General features: G+C 67.1%; 15 protein-coding genes. 12 read left to right on the top strand and 3 right to left on the bottom strand.

The window, feature by feature from the left end:
• The 4 genes from ACFE87_RS23505 to ACFE87_RS23490 form a co-directional block, all read left to right on the top strand.
• Positions 1-867, top strand: an 867-nt coding sequence (locus tag ACFE87_RS23505; RefSeq protein ID WP_375462089.1) for a branched-chain amino acid ABC transporter permease, incomplete at its 5' end; no start/stop codon positions are given.
• Positions 864-1,805 (top strand): branched-chain amino acid ABC transporter permease, encoded by a 942-nt coding sequence (locus ACFE87_RS23500; protein WP_375462088.1) that lies wholly within the window; start codon positions 864-866, stop codon positions 1,803-1,805. The genes ACFE87_RS23505 and ACFE87_RS23500, both read left to right, overlap by 4 nt.
• Before the next feature lie 5 nt (positions 1,806-1,810).
• Entirely contained in the window at positions 1,811-2,551 is a 741-nt protein-coding gene (locus ACFE87_RS23495) for an ABC transporter ATP-binding protein (RefSeq protein WP_375462087.1), read from the top strand.
• On the top strand, positions 2,551-3,246 hold the full coding sequence (locus ACFE87_RS23490; protein WP_375462086.1) for an ABC transporter ATP-binding protein: 696 nt from the start codon (positions 2,551-2,553) through the stop codon (positions 3,244-3,246). Before ACFE87_RS23495 ends, ACFE87_RS23490 begins: the two co-directional genes overlap by 1 nt.
• A gap of 22 nt (positions 3,247-3,268) precedes the next feature.
• On the opposite strand, the gene ACFE87_RS23485 is transcribed toward ACFE87_RS23490, so the two are convergent.
• Together ACFE87_RS23485 and ACFE87_RS23480 are read right to left on the bottom strand one after the other, a co-directional pair.
• Positions 3,269-3,880 carry an HdeD family acid-resistance protein gene (locus tag ACFE87_RS23485; RefSeq protein ID WP_375462085.1) on the bottom strand — a complete coding sequence of 204 codons (612 nt, stop codon included), beginning with the start codon at positions 3,878-3,880 and terminating at the stop codon, positions 3,269-3,271.
• 133 nt (positions 3,881-4,013) lie between these two features.
• Entirely contained in the window at positions 4,014-4,802 is a 789-nt protein-coding gene (locus ACFE87_RS23480) for a YidB family protein (protein ID WP_375462084.1), read from the bottom strand.
• Between the two features lie 223 nt (positions 4,803-5,025).
• Here ACFE87_RS23480 and ACFE87_RS23475 point away from each other — a divergent pair, with 223 nt between their 5' ends.
• The 8 genes from ACFE87_RS23475 to ACFE87_RS23440 all read left to right on the top strand — a co-directional run bounded on the left by ACFE87_RS23475 (position 5,026) and on the right by ACFE87_RS23440 (position 13,058).
• Complete coding sequence (locus ACFE87_RS23475) at positions 5,026-5,676, top strand: L,D-transpeptidase (RefSeq protein ID WP_375462083.1); 651 nt, start codon at positions 5,026-5,028, stop codon at positions 5,674-5,676.
• A gap of 56 nt (positions 5,677-5,732) precedes the next feature.
• Positions 5,733-6,245, top strand: coding sequence for an OmpA family protein (locus ACFE87_RS23470; RefSeq protein ID WP_375462082.1), 513 nt, complete (start codon positions 5,733-5,735; stop codon positions 6,243-6,245).
• A gap of 240 nt (positions 6,246-6,485) precedes the next feature.
• A complete protein-coding gene (locus ACFE87_RS23465; protein ID WP_375462090.1) occupies positions 6,486-7,577 on the top strand; it encodes a TRAP transporter substrate-binding protein in 1,092 nt (363 codons plus the stop codon).
• Between the two features lie 89 nt (positions 7,578-7,666).
• Positions 7,667-8,938: a serine hydrolase domain-containing protein gene (locus ACFE87_RS23460; RefSeq protein WP_375462081.1), complete on the top strand. Its 1,272-nt coding sequence runs from the start codon at positions 7,667-7,669 to the stop codon at positions 8,936-8,938.
• A gap of 108 nt (positions 8,939-9,046) precedes the next feature.
• Positions 9,047-10,609: an ABC transporter substrate-binding protein gene (locus ACFE87_RS23455; RefSeq protein ID WP_375462080.1), complete on the top strand. Its 1,563-nt coding sequence runs from the start codon at positions 9,047-9,049 to the stop codon at positions 10,607-10,609.
• Between the two features lie 146 nt (positions 10,610-10,755).
• Complete coding sequence (locus ACFE87_RS23450; protein WP_375462079.1) at positions 10,756-11,388, top strand: pyridoxamine 5'-phosphate oxidase family protein; 633 nt, start codon at positions 10,756-10,758, stop codon at positions 11,386-11,388.
• A 263-nt stretch (positions 11,389-11,651) separates the two neighbouring features.
• Positions 11,652-12,335, top strand: a complete 684-nt coding sequence (locus tag ACFE87_RS23445) for an FRG domain-containing protein (RefSeq protein ID WP_375462078.1) — start codon at positions 11,652-11,654, stop codon at positions 12,333-12,335.
• Between the two features lie 399 nt (positions 12,336-12,734).
• A complete protein-coding gene (locus ACFE87_RS23440; protein ID WP_375462077.1) occupies positions 12,735-13,058 on the top strand; it encodes a hypothetical protein in 324 nt (107 codons plus the stop codon).
• 4 nt (positions 13,059-13,062) lie between these two features.
• Here ACFE87_RS23440 and ACFE87_RS23435 read toward each other — a convergent pair.
• Positions 13,063-13,541, bottom strand: a 479-nt coding sequence (locus ACFE87_RS23435; RefSeq protein ID WP_375462076.1) for a UvrB/UvrC motif-containing protein, incomplete at its 5' end; no start/stop codon positions are given.

The following is a 13,541-nucleotide window of genomic DNA, read 5'->3' as shown; positions in this document are numbered from 1 at the left end:
ATCCTGTTCCTGATCGCGGCCGGGCTGACGCTGATCTTCGGCGTCATGGACTTCATCAACCTGGCGCACGGCGTCCAATACATGGTCGGCGCCTATCTGACCGCCGCCTTTGCGGCCTGGACCGGAAGCTTTCTCGGCGGAATTCTGCTCGCCATGCCGACGGCCCTGGCATTCGGGCTTGTGCTCGAACTCGCGATCTTCCGGCACCTCTACGACCGCCCCCATCTCGACCAGGTGCTCGCGACTTTCGGAGTGATCATCTTCCTGAACGAGGGCGTGCGGCTCCTGTGGGGCTCGGCCCCGCTCTCCGTGCCCGTCCCCGAGAGCCTGTCCGGCTCGGTCGCGCTGTTCGGCGGGGTCAGCTACCCGACCTATCGGATCGCCATCATCGCGGCCGGGCTCGGCGTCGCGGCCGGGCTCCACCTCCTCATCAACTACACCCGGATCGGCATGCTGATCCGGGCGGGTGCCTCGAATGCCGCCATGGTCTCGGCGCTCGGCGTCAACATCCGGCTCCTCTTCACGCTCGTCTTCGGCTTCGGCGCCATGCTGGCCGGGTTCGCGGGCGCGATGGTGTCGCCGATCCTGTCGGTCGAGCCCGGGATGGGCGACAATGTCCTGATCCTCGCCTTCGTGGTGATCGTGATCGGCGGCATCGGCTCGATCCGGGGCGCCTTCCTGGCCGCGCTCCTGGTCGGGCTCGTCGACACGCTCGGCCGCTTCGTCGCCCCGAACCTGCTCCGGGCCCTGCTCGACCCCGCCGCCGCGAGCCAGACCGGCCGGGCCATCGCCCCCATGCTGATCTACATCCTGATGGCCGCGATCCTGTTCGCGCGCCCCTCGGGCCTTTTTCCGGCCAAGCGGTGAGCGCTCGGCCGGCCGGGATCGTTCTCCCCCTCCTCCTGTTCGCCGCCCTGGCCCTCGTGCCGCTCCTGGCGAAGCTCGGCCCCGAGAGCTTCATCCTGGCCATCATGACCCGGGTCGCGATCCTGGCGCTGGCCGCGATGTCGCTCGACCTCCTGATCGGCTATGGCGGCCTCGTCAGCTTCGGCCATGCCGCCTATCTCGGCATCGGCGCCTATGCGGTCGGCATCCTGTCGAGCCACGGGATCGAGGAGGCCGGGCTGCAACTCGCGGTCGGCCTCGCTGTCGCCGCGACCTTCGCCCTTGCGACCGGCGCGATCGCGCTCCGGACCGAGGGCGTCTACTTCATCATGATCACGCTTGCCTTCGGGCAGATGCTGTTCTTCCTCGCGACCTCGCTCGCGGCCTATGGCGGCGACGACGGCATGACGCTTTCGGGCCGGAGCCGCGTCTTCGGGACGGCGTTCCTCCGGACCGATCTCGGGCTCTACGTGGCGAGCTTCGCGGCCCTCGTGCTCGCCTACCTTCTCTGCCGCCGGATCACGGTCTCTCGCTTCGGACGGGTGGTCGCGGGGACGCGCGAGAACCGGGTCCGCATGGAGGCGATCGGGTTCTCGCCCTATCGATTCCAGCTCGTCGCCTACGTCATCGCCGGGACGATCGCGGGCCTCGCCGGGTTCCTGGCCGCGAACCAGACCGAATTCGTCTCGCCCGCCAGCATGAGCTGGCAGCGGTCGGGCGATCTCATTTTCATGGTCGTGCTCGGCGGGACCGGAACCCTCCACGGCGCCATCGCGGGCGCGGCGGCCTTCATCCTGATCGAGGAAGTGCTGTCGCATGTGACCGAGCATTGGCGGATCGTGTTCGGGCCGCTCCTGATCCTTGCGGTCCTGTTCGCACGGGGCGGCATCGCCGGCCTGTTCCGGCCGCGCGGGGCCTGACCGGCATGCTGCGGCTCGAAGGCCTCACCAAGAGCTACGGCGCCCTCCGGGTCACGGACGATGTCGACCTCGCGGTCGAGCCGGGGGAGTTGCGGGCCGTGATCGGACCGAACGGGGCCGGCAAGACGACGCTCGTCCACCAGATCTCCGGCCTCGCCCGGCCGGATCGCGGCCGCATCGTCTTCGACGGGCGAGAGATCGGCCACCTCGCGATGCCCGAACGCGTGCGACTCGGTCTGGCCCGCTCCTTCCAGATCACCTCGATCCTGCCCGGCTTCTCGGTCCGGGAGAATGTGGCTCTGGCCGTGCAGGCCTGTTCCGGGTCGAGCTTCCGCTTCTTCGGCGACGCGTCCCGGGAAGCCGGGCTGAACGAGGCCGCGACCGACCTCCTCGCGCGCTTCGGGCTGATCGGCCGGGACGCCGTGCCGGCCGGACGTCTCTCCTATGGGGAGAAGCGGCAGCTCGAACTCGCGATGGCTCTCGCGACCCGGCCGAAACTGCTCCTCCTCGACGAGCCGCTTGCCGGGACGAGCCACGCGGAATCCCGCCAAGTGGTCGAGACCCTGCGGGCACTGAAGGGCAAGGTCACGATCCTCCTCGTCGAGCACGACATGGAGGCCGTCTTCGCCCTCGCGGATCGGGTTTCGGTTCTGGTTTATGGCCGCGTGATCGCGACCGGGACGCCGTCGGAGATCCGGGCCGATCCCGAGGTTCGGGCCGCCTATCTCGGCGAGGAGGCGGCGTAATGCTGCTCGTCGAGGATCTGCACGCCGCCTACGGGCCCGCCCCGGTCCTGTTCGGCGTGTCGCTCTGGATCGGCGCCGGCGAGGTCGTGACGCTGCTCGGCCGGAACGGCATGGGCAAGACGACGACCGTCAAGGCCGTGATGGGCCTCCTGCCCGGACGGGGCCGGATCGAGTTCGGCGGCCGGCGGATTGCGGGCGAGCCGCCCTACCGCATCGCGAAGGCCGGGATCGGCCTCGTCCCGGAGGGCCGCCAGGTCTTTCCGACCCTCTCCGTCGAAGAGAACCTGGTCGCCACCTCGGCCGCGCGGCGCGGCGTGGCGCGCTGGAGCCTTCCCGAAATCTACGGCCTGTTTCCGCGCCTTGCCGAGCGGCGGCAGCATCTCGGCTCGCAGCTCTCCGGCGGCGAGCAGCAGATGCTCGCGATCGGGCGAGCGCTCATGACCAATCCGAGCCTCGTCATCTTGGACGAGGCGACCGAGGGGCTGGCGCCGCTCGTCCGTGCCGAGATCTGGTCGGTTCTCGCGACGCTGAAAGGGGAGGGGCTCTCTATCCTCCTCATCGACAAGAATATCGATGCGCTCGCCCGCCTCGCCGACCGGCACGTGGTGCTGGAAAAGGGTCGCGTGGTCTGGACCGGCGGCAGCCGGGACCTCGTCGCCGATCCGACCTTACGGGATCGCTACCTGCACGTCTGAACGCGCCCGCCTCTCGTCCGCGTCAGGGCCGGGACGCGAGCGCGGCGCCGCCATGTTTCCGGAGCTGGAAGGCGAAGCCGATCAGCATTGCCCCGAAGACGAGCGCATAGGCGCCGAGCCACAGCGTGAGAACGACCGCGCCGGTGACGGGCGAGATCGCGAGCAGAATGCCGAAGAGGATCGAGACCACGCCCGAGATGACGAGCAGCCAGCGGCCGTGGTCGAGGTGAAGCTGGAAGGCCGCGACCGTCATGAACCCGCCCGAGACGATGGACCAGATCGCGATCAGGTAGACGACGAAGACGACCGCAGCGCCCGGGCTCGCCATCGCGGCAATGGCCGCCAGGATGTTGACCAGGCCCTCGAGGATGAGAAAGCCCCAGCGCTCATGCTTCTGGGCGGCCCGGATGCCGGCCACGATGGCGAAGACGCCATCGACGAAGAGATAGGCGGCGAACACCACGACCAGCGTCGCGAGGCTCAGGCCCGGCATCGCGAAGGTCAGCGCGCCGAACAGGACGGCGAAGGCGCCCCGCAGGGCGACAACCCACCAGTTCCGCGCCAGCACGGCATTCCGCGCATCCGTCCGCGAGGCGTCGGATGGACTGGAAGACGAAAGGGATGTCGGGCTCATCGACGGGATTCCTCGGCCGCGACCTGCGACATGACCAGGATACGCGTCGCTGCCGCGCAGGTTCCCGCAAGACCGATGTGCCGGGCGCGAGGACGTTCGGCCCAGGAGGCTGTGCCCTACGCGCAGCCTCATCTCAGATCCAGCCGCGATGCTCGTCGGGGCTTGGCAGCCTTCCTTGCGGCGTCAGCCCATCCACGACTTGCGGCAGGGCGTGGCTGAGCTGGGACAGGAGATCGTCGCGTTCGAGGCCGGTCTGGCGTGACAGTTCCTCGACCGTGTCCGACCCGAGCGCCTGATCGAGCTCGTGCGGCGCGATCGCCTGGTTCTGGCCCGGCCCGATCCAGGAGTTCATCGCCCCACCCTGTCCGTTCTGGCTGAAGCGGTCCGCCAGCCCATCGAGGCCGGTGCCGACGAGCGACCCGAAGCCACCCTGCCGGCCGGTCCCGCCTCCGGATGCTGCCGACCCGCCCGGACCATCGAGGAGGGACCCGATCGAATTCAGGAACCCGCTGTCACCCTGGCCACCTCCGCCCCGCCGCTGCGGCGCGTATCGGGGCTGCTCCTCGTCCTCGCTCAGCTCGTCGTCAAAGGGCTCCAGGCCCATCCGGGCATCGTCGTCCGGTGCGTCGTAGCGGCGCCGGACGGTCTCTGCCGCCGCACCGCCCTGTCCCGTGATCTTGCCGAAGACGTCCTGCAGCACCGATCCAGAGCCGCCGGCGCCGCTGTTCATGTGCTTCGAGGCCAAGAGTGAGAGCAGCGCCATGACGAGCGGCGAGTATTTTCCGGCCGCGCCGCCGAGAAGGTCACCCAGGCCGCCGCCCATCGGCCCGGCCCCGGCGCCGGGTTGCGGTCGGGATCGATCGGCCTGGCCGCCCGCCATGTTGCCGATCACCTGTCCGAGCACCTGATCCAAGAGACCCATGGTCGTTGTCCGCCTGTTCGGGCGATCAACGGGCCCGGGGCGGGTTGGTTGCTTTGTCGCAGCCGCCCAGTGCTCTGACACCGGGAAACAACAGCGGCCGAAACACTCTCGAAACCATCTTCGGCCACGTAGACAAGGCAGGCCGGGTCCGAAACAAGAGCGGCGCCCATCATGGCCGGACCGCATGCGCGGGGCGCGGGGCGCTTGCCCCTGGGAGAGACGAATGATCATCACGCGTCGAGCCTTCACGGGCGGCCTCGCGGCGGCCGGCCTCGTGACCGCTTCCGAGTCCTTCGCGCAGGAGGCTCCGCCCGCCGATTGGAACAGCTATTACGGGCCCGAGACCGAGGATCACGGCAAGGTCTATCGCTCGACGAACTTCGCCAGGATCGATGGCAAGTGGCGCCGGCAGCTGGTGAAATACACATCGACCGAGCCACAGGGTACGGTCGTCGTCGATACGCGCGACCACCACCTCTACGTCATCTTCGAGAACCAGACCGCGCTCCGCTACGGCGTCGGCGTCGGCCGCGAAGGCTTCCAATGGTTCGGGCGTGCCACCATCGACCGCCGGGCGTTGTGGCCGAACTGGACGCCGCCGCCCGAGATGCTGAAGCGCCGGCCCGACTTGCCCCGTTACATGGTCGGTGGTCCCGACAACCCGATGGGCGCGCGCGCGCTCTACCTCTATCGGGACGGCCGCGACACCGGCTACCGCCTGCATGGCACGAACGAGCCCTGGTCCATCGGCAGCGACGGGTCATCCGGCTGCATCCGCATGCTGACCGAGGATGTCATGGACCTGTACCAGCGCTGCCCGATCGGCACGAAGGTGCTGGTCCTGAAGCATCTCGGCTCGCCGGACGCGACCTGACCGGGCGACTGACCAAGATCAAGAGAGCCGCCCGACCGAGGCGGCGAATGGGGCACATGATGGTACGATCGACCCGAGCCCGGCCTTTCGCCAAGGCCGCCCTCGCGGCCGCGACGGCGCTGATGCTGTCCGGCTGCCTCGACTCGGTCCAGCGGCCGAGCGTGGTGGCGAATGTCAACGCGGCGCCGGACCTTCCCGGAGGCGGCAGCGAGGATTTCGTCGTCAATGTCGGCCGCCGGACCTATTTCCGCGAAGCGGCGACCGATCTCGACTCGGTGGCCAAGGACACGCTCGACAAGCAGGCCGAGTGGCTGAAGCGCTATCCGCGCTGGAAGGTGAAGATCCAGGGCTTCGCCGACGACCCGGGCTCCAAGGAGGCGAATGTCTCCGTCTCCACGAAACGGGCTCAGTCCGTCCGGGCCTATCTCGTGGCCCAGGGCGTCTCCCCCGACCGGATCTATGCCAAGGGCTATGGGCGCGAGCGGCTGGTGCGCGATTGCGCCGACCTGTCCTGCAAGTCGCAGAACCGGCGTGTGATCACCAATCTCGAAGGCGACCGCGACCTCTAAAATCCCTCCCGTCATTCCGGGGCCGCGAAGCGGAACCCGGAACCCACGGAAGGGCGCCGGACGGAAGCGATCCACGGGTGGTGCGAGCCATGGGTTCGGGGTTCTCGCTGCGCGAGACGCGGAATGACAGTCTCGTGTCCGATCCCGGCTGAGACGTAGCCGGGTCGGTAGCCATCCCGGATGCCCCATGCTTGATGGGCCCAACACAACCGGATGCGCCCGACCATGACCGAACCGCACATCAGCCGCCGCAGGATGCTCGGCACGGCGGCCCTCGCCGGGGCCGGCGCGGGTCTCGTTGCGGCGCCCGCCATCGCCCAGACCGTGCCGAACGTGCGCTGGCGTTTGACCTCGAGCTTCCCGAAGCAGCTCGACACGATCTACGGCACCGCCCAGATGCTGGCGAAATACGTCTCGGACGCAACCGACGGCGGTTTCCAGATCCAGACCTTCTCGGCCGGTGAGCTCGTGCCGGGCCTCCAGGCGCTCGACGCGGTCCAGAACGGGGCCATCGAATGCGCCCACACGCCGCTCTACTTCTATGTCGGCAAGGAGCCCGCGATGGCGCTCGGGACGGGCATCCCGTTCGGGCTCAATGCGCGGCACCAGCATGCCTGGTGGCATTTCGGCGACGGCGAGAAGATCATCAACGAGGCCATGGCCCGCTACGGCACCGTCTCCTTCGCTTGCGGTAGTTCCGGCACCCAGATGGGAGGCTTCTTCCGCAAGGAACTGAAATCGGTCGAGGATTTGAAGGGGCTGAAATTCCGCATCGGGGGTCTCGGCGGCCAGGTCCTGGCGAAGCTCGGCGTCGTGCCGCAGCAGATCGCAGGCGGCGACGTCTATCCGGCACTGGAGCGCGGCACGCTCGACGCGGCGGAGTTCGTCGGCCCTTACGACGACGAGAAGCTCGGCCTCTCGCAGGTCGCGAGATATTATTACGCGCCCGGTTGGTGGGAGGGCGGCGCCATGCTGCACCTCGTGGTGAACCAGGCGAAATGGGCCGCGCTGCCGAAGACCTATCAGGCGATCCTGGCGAATGCCTGCGAGGCGGCCAACAACTGGATGCTGGCGAAATACGACTACGTGAACGCCCCCGCCCTTCGCCGGATGCTCGGCAAGGGCACCGAGCTCAGGATCTTCCCAGCCTCGATCATGGAGGCCTCGCTCCGGGCAGCGAACGAGCTCTATGCGGAGTTGTCGGAGAAGAGCCCGGACTTCAAGAAGGGCTACGATTCCATGGTCGCCTATCGGGCGGACGTCCTGCCGTGGTGGCAGTTGAACGAGTTCAACTACGACAGCTTCATGGTCCGCACGCGCGGCAGGATCTGACGCCCCCGTCGAGAGCCGCCGCGACATAGCGCTTCCAGTCGCCGAACGGGCACTCTACTCTCCCGCCATAAGAATGACGGGAGGATTCGATGAGGCCCATTCAGCCAGCCCTGAGAATGATGTCGCTCGCCGCGGCGCTCGCGGCGGTGCCGGCCGTGGCGCAGGATTCCCCGGACCTGCACGGCTTTTCGGCGGAGCGGCTCGCCCGGATCGGGCCGGCCATGAAGGCCGAGATCGGGAAGGACGTCGTCCCGGGCGCCGTCACCCTGATCGCCCGCAACGGCAAGATCGTCCATTTCGAGGCGCACGGCTTCCTGGATGCCGCGAAGACGAAGCCGATGGGCCGCGACGCCGTCTTCCGCGGCTTCTCGATGACGAAGCCGATCGTCTCGGTGGCCGCCATGGCGCTGATCGAGCAGGGCCGGCTCAGCCTGCGCGACCCGATCTCCCAGTACTTTCCGGCCTTCAAGGACATGAAGGTCTACTCCGAGATCCGCGACGAGCGCGGCCGCACGAGCCGCGTGGCCTTGCCCGCCAAGCGCCCGATCCTCGTCTGGGACCTCCTGCGCCACACCGCCGGCTTCACCTATGCCGGTTCGGCGCCCTTTCCCGAGATGAAGGAGCTGTACGAGAAGGCGGATGTCGAATCGCGCGACGCGGACCTCTCGAACGAAGAGTTCATCACGCGGCTGGCCGCCATCCCGCTCGCCTATGAGCCGGGCACCCGCTGGGAATATTCGGTCGCGACGGACGTCCTCGGCCTGCTCGTCGAGAAGGTCGCCGGCAAGCGGCTCGATCAGCATCTCGATGAGACCATCTTCCGGCCGCTCAAGATGACGGAGACGAGCTTCCAGGCGAAGCCCGAACAGATCGCAAGGCTCGCCGACGCGCTCGATGCCGACCCCCTCAAGGTGCGCTCGTGGAAGGACGCCCGGGTCGAGGCCGATCCCGGCAAGCGCTATCTTCGGGGCGGCGCCGGTGCGGTGTTCACGGCCGAGGATTATTTCCGCTTCGCCCAGATGGTGCTGAACGGCGGCCAGCTCGACGGCGCCCGCATCCTGTCGCGCGAGACCGTCGAGTTCATGCTGTCGAACCACATCCAGGGTCTCGAGGGGACGCCGTTCCCGACCACCGGACCGGGCTATGGCTTCGGGCTCGGCTGGGGCGTGCGGCTCGACGAGGGCGGGGCCTATGCACCGGGGTCGAAGGGCGACGCCATGTGGGCGGGCGCCGGCGGCACGAGCTTCACGGTCGATCCGAAGGAGAAGATCGTCGGGGTGTTCCTCTCGGCCGGACCGAACACGCGCCAGCACACCCGCTTCCTGTTCAAGAACATGCTCTACGGCGCGCTGGTGCAATAGCCCGGGCGCCGAACCACTGAGAGAGGGCGCCGGGAAGCCGGCGGCTGGCGGTCTTTTTGCTAGTCGTCGGGAATGCCGACACGAACAAGAGCCGGAGATCACAACCTGATGACGCGACACCTTCACTGCCTCCTCGCCGCGGGTGCCTTGGCGCTGACGGCAGGTTCGGCCCTCGCCCAAGGTGCCCCGCCTCGCAAGGGCGGCGTTCTTCACGCGATCGTCACACCGGAGCCGCCGAGCCTGATGGTCGGTCTCGTCCACAACGGACCGACCCAAACCGTCGCGGGCAACATCTACGAATCCCTCCTCCGCTACGACGAGAAGCTCGAACCGCAGCCCTCGCTGGCCGAATCGTGGGAGATCTCGCCCGACCAGAAGACCTACACCTTCCGGCTGCGCCGCAACGCCAAGTGGCATGACGGCAAGCCCTTCACGGCCGACGACGTCGTCTTCTCGCTCGACGTCTTCCACCGCGCGACGCATCCACGGATGCGCCCGATCCTCGCCGCCCAGGTGGACAGGATCGAGAAGGTGGACGAGTTCACGGTCCGGATCGTCCTCAAGCAGCCCTTCGGTCCGATCCTGTCGATCTTCGAGCCGGGCTCGGCCACGATGGTGCCGAAGCACATCTACGAGGGCACCGACTTCCGCACGAACCCGATGAACAACACGCCGATCGGCACCGGGCCGATGAAGCTGAAGGAATGGCGGCGCGGCGCGTTCATCCACCTCGTCCGGAACGAGGATTACTATCTGCCGGGCAAGCCCTCGCTGGACGAGGTCTATTTCCAGATCGTCCCGGACGCGGCCGCCCGCGCTGTCGCCTACGAGAAAGGCCAGGTCGACCTCCTGACCGGCGGCTCGGTCGAGGTGTTCGACATCGCGCGACTGGCCAAGCTGCCGAATAGCTGTGTGACGACCAAGGGCTGGGAGATGTTCGCCCCCGTCGGGATGGTGATCGTGAATCTCCGGAACGGGCCGCTCGCCAAGAAGGAGTTCCGGCAGGCGCTGATGCACGCCATCGACCGCGAATTCTCGAAGGACGTGGTCTGGTCCGGCTACGCCAAGGTTTCCACGGGACCGCTGAACGCGAAGACCAAGTTCTACACCGACGACGTCCCGAAATACCCGTTCGACGTGAAGAAGGCGAAGGAGCTGATCGCCAAGTCCGGTTACAAGGGCGAGCCGATCCGGCTCCTCGGCCTTCCCTATGGCGAGACCTGGAGCCGCTGGACCGAGCAGGTGAAGCAGAACCTGGAAGAGGCGGGGATCAAGATCCAGCTCGAGACGAGCGACGTCGCCGGCTGGAACAAGCGCATGGGCGAATGGGATTTCGACCTCTCCTTCAACTATCCCTACCAGTATGGCGACCCGGCACTCGGCGTTGCCCGCCAATACATCTCCGCGAATATCGTCAAGGGTTCGCCCTTCGTGAATAATGGCGGCTATTCCAATCCGGAGGTCGACCGGCTCTTCGCAGAGGCCGCGAATGCCCCGTCCGAGAAGCGGCCCGACCTCTACAAGAAGGTGCAGCAGATCCTGGTCGAGGACGTGCCGATCCTTTGGCTGACCGACATGGAATTCCCGACGGTCCATCGCTGCAGCGTCAAGGATTTCGCGACGACGGCGATCGGGGTCAATGACGGACTGCGCGACGCCCGCAAGGAGTAGCGCGCTCTCACGGTCCGCTCACCCCGGCGAAAGCCGGGGTCCAGCAGCCTGGATCCCGGCTTCCGCCGGATGAGCGGATTGGCCTGGAAGGACGCGATGCGCGCAGGTTCGCGGGACGGCCTGATGCGCCCCCGAGGAGGACGAATATGGATCTGGTGAGCGAACGAACCGAGGAGCTGCAGGACCCGGCCGACCTTCGGGAGCATTTCGGCCCGATCAACCCGCTTGCCCAGTACAAGGTGCAGACGCGGCTCGACCATTTCTGCCGCGACTTCATCGCGCTCTCGCCCTTCCTGGTGATGGCGAGTTCGGACGGGAACGGGGGGGCGGACGCCTCCCCGCGCGGCGACGCGCCGGGTTTCGTCCGGGTGGTCGACGATGTGACGCTGCTGATCCCGGACCGCCGGGGCAACAACCGGGTCGACAGCTTCGGCAACGTACTCCGCTCGCCGGGCGTGGGCCTGATCTTCCTCGCACCGGGCATCAACGAGACCCTCCGGGTCAACGGCACGGCCCGGATCACCCGCGACGCGGCCTTGCTCGAGCCCCTCACCGCTCAGGGCAAGGTGCCGACGATCGGCCTCCTGGTCGATGTCGAGGAGGTGTTCTTCCATTGCGGCAAGGCGCTGATGCGCTCGAAGCTCTGGGACCCGACCACGCAGGTCGACCGCATGCGCTTCCCGAGTCTCGGCCGCATCATCGCGGAGCAGACGCAGCGTATCGAGGTCGAGGCGGCCGAGACGATGATGGAAGAGGGGTATCGGACTCGGTTGTATTAGGAGCGCTTGACCGGCGAGGGGCTTTCAGCCCCTGCTGGCGGATGGGCGATCTGAGCTGTGACAGCCAACCTCCTGCTCGCAATCCAACGCCGGCGTGTCGCGCTCCGAGGCGGCGAGACTGACACGCCCCGATCGCTCTGGTCGGTCCGCCACTCACGACGGCGTTGCACAATCCTGGTGACGTTGCGTCCGGTTTTCTATTCAATCTCTGGTAGTGACGTGCTACCCAGGCTGGGTCCGCTGTTTTGATCACGTTGAGGTCGATGGTGAGCATTGCCCTGGATGTGGCCTGGTTCGACTTCGTTGACATGGTGTCGAGGCGGGCGGATGGCACATGGCTTTTTCGAGGGCATGCAGACGCGTCCTGGAACTTAATGCCTGCCATCGCGCGGCCCGAGGCGACGGGACCGAGCGGCTATAGTCCGGGCGACGAGAGGCAGCTCTTCGCCGATTTCCGACGAGAGGCTATGCGATTCGAAGCTCGACCTAGCACATTAATGGTCTCGCTTGCGGTGGCCCAACATCACGGGTTGCCTACGCGCCTCCTCGACTGGTCGACGAATCCGCTGGTGGCGGCCTGGTTCGCCGTAGCGGACGAGCGGTCGACAGTGGCAGGAGCGGTCCATATGCTGCGGGTAGATCCGGCTGCCATATTCGAGATCGACGACCCCTTCCGGGCGGGATTGGCAAACCCGGTCCTGACCCGTGTCCCGCCCGAGGCGGCGCGTATCACCGCGCAGGAAGGACTCTTTTCGCTTCATGCGAACCCGCAGGTGCCATGGGTGCCGGGCGGTCCGCACGCAGCGCACGTCGTGTTCAACGTTCCGGGGTCGGCGAAGCCCTTTTTTCGACAGGTACTGAATGTATGCGGATTCAACCGAGCCAAGCTCATGAGCGACCTCGAGGGCTTATGCGGCACGCTCGCTTGGAGATATCGGACACGGTAGTAGAGGTGAGCGATGGCCAGCTATGAACAAGGTTCAGCACGGCGACAGACCCGGTATTCTGACGATGTCGACGTCGACTGGGCGCCGGGGACAGTCCCTGTCCTGCCGCTGTCGGAGCAGCTAACATCCGACTCTGGTCAGGGCCTCCGCGCCGTGGTCATGTGGTCTGGAGCGCAGCTCGTGCCTGACACCGACCGTGACGTCGTTGCCCCCGATCCCGGCGAACCCTCTCAGGCGTCCGAGTGTAACGACGACGTGTTCTCGTCAGAGTCGAGCGCGTTTACGTCTCCTTATCGTGAATCTGCTCGACTGGATCTCACCGTCGATGGCGGTCGAGGGAACCTCGAACCATCACCCGCCCCGTGCGTTCTCCGTGCGCACTCACCGGAGCAGGAACCCATGACTCCGCTGCTGGTGGAACTCGCCGAAGCAACTCGAGCCTATCCGTTGACGGAGGCACCCGCCTGGCGGGCCCTCAGGGATGAATGGGGCGATGTCGACGTTTTTGCCATCGAGAGTTTGCCGCTGACCTTCGACCTCACTGACGCCAGCTTCGCAGGCCGAGCGCGCGTTCTGGCTGACGTATACCGGGCATCGAACGGCCAGCGGGAATTTGTCGAATCCCGGGTGATCGATGCCCGAGTGTTCGGCCGTATCGAGACGGGCGGTTCTCCTCGGATTGAACGCTTCCAGTTCGTCGACCTCGCGCCCCGCTCTCATTGAGGCACTACCCCTTCTTCCGTCCCCGCCACGCCTGTTTTGCACCGCTGATCCCACCTGTCGAGCGCGGCGCGGGGCGAAGCGGCAGCGGGCCGTCGTGCAGCGGCAGCTCGCGGGCATGCGGGCCCATCTCGTCGAGGCTGGGCTTGCGCGGGGCCGAGTCGCGGCCGGGCTTCGGAAAGCCCTTGCCGACGGCCTGGGCGCGGCCGGTCGAGCGCGGGCCGGCATAGCGGCCGGCGGACTGCTCGACATCGCCCTGCGAGGCCTTCGGGTCGATGCCGAGGGTGAGCTCGGTCATTTGCAGGCGCTTGAGTTCGTCGCGAAGGCGGGCCGCCTCTTCGAAATTCAGGTCCGCGGCCGCGGCCCTCATCCGCTTCTCGAGGTCGGCGATCACGGCCTTGAGGTTGTGGCCGATGGTGATCGCCTGGTCGGCCATGCCCGTGTCGACCCGGACGTGGTCGCGCTCGTAGACCGAGTCCAGGATGT

Source organism: uncultured Enterovirga sp., assembly GCF_964242715.1.
Lineage (GTDB): Bacteria > Pseudomonadota > Alphaproteobacteria > Rhizobiales > Beijerinckiaceae > Enterovirga.
The sequence above is the reverse complement of the archived record's forward strand: the minus strand, read 5'-3'. Positions and strand labels throughout refer to the sequence as shown.